The 3,896-nt window shown below is 72.2% G+C and carries 3 protein-coding genes and 1 pseudogene; 2 read left to right on the top strand and 2 right to left on the bottom strand.

What is annotated here, in order from left to right; translation table 11 throughout:
* Positions 1 to 66 precede the first annotated feature (66 nt).
* Together EYA84_RS28325 and EYA84_RS28320 are read left to right on the top strand one after the other, a co-directional pair.
* Positions 67 to 1,380, top strand: a complete 1,314-nt coding sequence (locus tag EYA84_RS28325; protein ID WP_131056981.1) for a GH1 family beta-glucosidase — start codon at positions 67 to 69, stop codon at positions 1,378 to 1,380.
* A gap of 495 nt (positions 1,381 to 1,875) precedes the next feature.
* Positions 1,876 to 3,111: an MFS transporter gene (locus tag EYA84_RS28320; protein ID WP_131056979.1), complete on the top strand. Its 1,236-nt coding sequence runs from the start codon at positions 1,876 to 1,878 to the stop codon at positions 3,109 to 3,111.
* Between the two features lie 48 nt (positions 3,112 to 3,159).
* Here the strand turns inward: EYA84_RS28320 and EYA84_RS28315 are convergent, their stop codons facing one another.
* Entirely contained in the window at positions 3,160 to 3,573 is a 414-nt protein-coding gene (locus tag EYA84_RS28315) for a roadblock/LC7 domain-containing protein (RefSeq protein ID WP_201272506.1), read from the bottom strand.
* A gap of 5 nt (positions 3,574 to 3,578) precedes the next feature.
* Positions 3,579 to 3,896 (bottom strand): annotated as a pseudogene (locus EYA84_RS28310) (ATP-binding protein); the annotation flags it as partial.

Below are 3,896 nucleotides of genomic sequence, written 5' to 3'. Positions count from 1 at the left end.
ACCCTCGCCGGCTGCCAGCCCGGCGACACCGACCGCACCGCGCCGGAGACCAGCCCCGCCGTCCGGCTGCCCTTCCCCCAGAACTTCGGCTGGGGCGCGGCCACCTCCGCGTACCAGATCGAAGGCGCCGTCAAGGAAGACGGCCGCGGCGAATCGGTCTGGGACACCTTCAGCCACGCACCCGGACGCATCCGCAACGGCGACACCGGAGACGTCGCCGCCGACCACTACCACCGCTACGCCGACGACCTCGATCTGATGCGCGACCTGGGGCTGCGCAGCTACCGGTTCTCCATCTCCTGGCCGCGCATCCAGCCCGACGGCACCGGCCCCGCCAACCAACGCGGCCTCGACTTCTACCGCCGCCTCGTCGACGGCCTGCACGAGCGGGGCATCTCCCCGATGGCCACCCTGTTCCACTGGGACCTGCCCCAGGCCCTGCAGAACACCGGCGGATGGGAGTCCCGCGACGTCGCCCAGCGCTTCGCCGACTACGCCGCCATCCTCTTCGACGCCCTCGGCGACCGCGTCCCGGTCTGGCTGACCATCAACGAACCCAAGACCGTGGTGCAGAACGGCTACCTCTCCGGCCACCACGCCCCCGGCCTGCGCGACCCCGACGCCGCCTACCTGGTCGCCCACCACCTGCAGCTGGCCCACGGCCTCGCCGTCCGCGCACTGCGCGACACCAGCGGCGCCGGCCGCATCGGCCCGGCCTTCAACCTGCACCCCTGCTACCCCGCCGACGACTCCCCCGCCGCCGCCGAGGCCGCCCGCCTCTACGACGGCTACGAGAACCGCCTCTACCTCGACTCCGCCCTCAAGGGCAGCTACCCCGAGGACGTCCTGGCCGACCTCGGACCGGACAGCCGCATGGTGCGCGGCATCCGCGACGGCGACCTGGAGATCATCTCCTCCCCCATCGACCTGCTCGCCGTGCAGTACTACACCCCGATCTACGTCACCGCCAACGGCGGCACCGTCAGCCGCTGGCCCACCTCCGAGGCGGAGTGGCAGCAGATCTACCCCGACGGCATGTACGACATCCTGACCCGGGTCACTCGCGACTACGGCCCCATCCCGCTCACCGTGACCGAGAACGGCCTACCCACCCCCGACGTACTCGCCGCCGACGGCACCGTCGAGGACACCGGCCGGGTCACCTTCCTGCGCGACCACCTCGCCGCCGCCCACCGCGCCGTCACCGACGGCGTGCCGCTGGAGAGCTTCCACGTCTGGTCGCTGCTCGACAACTTCGAGTGGGCCGAGGGCTACGACCAGCGCTGGGGCCTGATCTACGTCGACTACGCCACCCAACGCCGCGTGCTCAAGCGCAGCGCCCACTGGTACCGCCAGGTCATCGCCGACAACGCCCTCTGAGGTGTAAGCAGGGGTCCCCTGCTAACGCCTCGTGCATAGCAGGGGACCCCTCCTCACACGCAGCCCGCCTGGCGCTGGGACCGGCCGGGACCAGGCCGTCCGCGCATCCACCGCCCACGGTCTGCGCAATACACCAGCGTGGACGTTCTCCTACGCTGCCGTCGTACCTTCGGATGCGTGGAGCGAGGGCTGTCGAGCTGATAGCGCAGACGGGTCACTGTCCGGGGTCGACCCCCGTGCCGCCCATCGCTGATGGCATAAGCGGTTCAGCTCGAAAGGGCACAGACACCATCCATAGGCCGCCTCCGGCCGGGCGATCAGGCTATTCTGCGGTCCGCAAACACCCTGTTCCCTCAGTCACGGCGCGCCGCCGCTTTGCCCGGCGGGACTCCCGGCCACCCACTACCGGGCCTGACCGACACGATCGCCCTGAACGGGGTTGCGGCAGCGACGCGGGACCACGTCCGCCGCCGGCCCTGTACTAGGGTCGGCCGCATGATCGATCGCGCCTCGTTAGGGCGGCCGTTCTGGACGTTCTGGAGCGCCGCCGCCCTGGCCAACCTGGGTGACGGCATCCGCGTCGCCGCGTTCCCGCTACTCGCCGCGGCGCTCACCGACGACCCGCTGGCCGTCGCCGCCGTCGCCGCCGCCCAGTTCCTGCCCTGGCTCGTCTCCGGGCTGCTCGCCGGCGCCCTCGCCGACCGCCGCAGCCCCCGCACCCTGCTCGCCGCCGCCGACACCGCCCGGGTCGTCGTGCTGGCCACGCTCGCCACCGCAGTGGCCCTGGGCTGGGCCACCATCGCCCTGGTCGTCGCCGCCGCGTTCCTGCTCGGCATCGGCGAGACCCTCCGCGACACCACCGCCCAGACCGCCGTACCCCGGCTCGTCGCCGACGCCCACCTGGAGAAGGCCAACGGCCGGCTCGTGGCCGGGGAGATCGTCGGCAACGAGTTCGTCGGTCCCCCGGTGGGCGCGATGCTGTTCGTCGTCGGCGCGGCCATCCCCTTCGCCGTCAACGGCGCCACCCTCGCCCTGGCCGTGATGCTCATGCTCTCCCTGCCGCTGACCCTGGCCCACCGCGCCACCAGCGCGCCCACCACCGACGAGACGTCGAACTCCGAGGGCGACGGCATCCTGGCCGGCCTGCGGTGGCTGATCCGCCAGCCGATGCTGCGCACCCTGGTGCTGGTCACGGCCGCCGTGGCCGCCGCCGACACCGCCTGGTTCGCGATCTTCGTGCTCTACGCCCGCGACGCCCTCGGCCTCGGCGCGTTCGGCTTCGGCCTGCTGCTGGCCACCGGCGCCGCAGGGGGCCTGATCGGCTCGTTCGCCGCCGACCGGCTGGTCGCCCGGTTCCGCCACCGACACGTACTCACCTGGTCGATGGCCGTCACCGCCGGCGTCCCGGTACTGCTGGCCGTCACCCCCCACCGCGCCGCCGCCGTGGTCGTGGTGGTCACCACCAGCGCGGCGTTCGCGGTGCTCAACGTGGCCGCCCTGTCCGTACGGCAACGACTCGTGCCCGGCGGCCTCCTCGGCCGGGTGATCGCCGCCTCCCGCATGGTCACCTACAGCTGCACCGCGCTGGGCGCACTGGCCGGCGGCGCGCTGGCCACCGGCGCCGGCATCGAGGCACCGTTCGTGTTCAGCGGGATCATCGCCGTCGCCGCCACCCTCGCCTGGTGGCTCGCCTCCCGACGCGGCACCCCCGGTGCCCTCGGTCTGCGGTAGGCCGAGGGCACCGCACTCCGGGACGTCAGATCCCCCGGCCAGCCCAGGTCAGCGCGGCAGGGCCTGCTGCAACTCGGCGCGCAACGCCGGGGTCAGCATGTCCCCGGCCTGCTTGGCCAGCCGCGCCATCTCGTAGCCCACCACACCGATGTCGGCGTCCGCCGCGGCGAGGGTGGCCAGGATCGACCCGTCGCGGACCTGCATCACCAGGAAGTAGCCCCGACCCATCTCGACGACGGTCTGCTTGACCACGTCACCGTCGAACATCTGCGCGGCACCAGCGGTGATGCTCATCAGACCCGAGGTGACGGCGGAAAGCTTGTCGGCGTGATCCCGAGGCAGATTGTCCGATATCGCCACCAGCAGCCCGTCGGAGGACACCACGATCGCGTGTGCCACTCCCGGCACCCGATCCGCGAATGCGCTGACCAGCCAGCTCAGATCCCGAGCCTGCTGCGACAAGGTGGTCACCTTGGTCCCCCTTCGTTCCATACGCCGGACGGTTGCACGGGAATCTGCATGGTCTCCTCGGCCTCGGCCCGCCGCACACCGCTGTACAACTTCGACAACATGCCGCCGACCGCATCCGGGTCGGGGTCGTGCCGGACCGGCCGCTGCTGCTCCGGGCGGGCCGGCTGGCTCACCGAACTCAGTTGCGCCATCGGTACCCGCATTGGCAGGCCCCGGGCATTGGTGCCGGCGGTCACCGGCACCGTCGGCGGCGCCGGTTGACCGACCCCCGTCGTCGGCACCGCCCCCGACGGTCCCTCCCGGGACCACCAGCC

This window comes from Verrucosispora sp. SN26_14.1 (assembly GCF_004307965.1).
GTDB lineage: Bacteria > Actinomycetota > Actinomycetes > Mycobacteriales > Micromonosporaceae > Micromonospora.
The sequence above is the reverse complement of the archived record's forward strand: the minus strand, read 5'-3'. Positions and strand labels throughout refer to the sequence as shown.

What these genes read in the sequence shown, in the direction of transcription:
- EYA84_RS28320 (WP_131056979.1), top strand. Translation starts at nt 1,876, where the DNA reads ATGATCGATCGCGCCTCGTTAGGGCGGCCGTTCTGGACGTTCTGGAGC.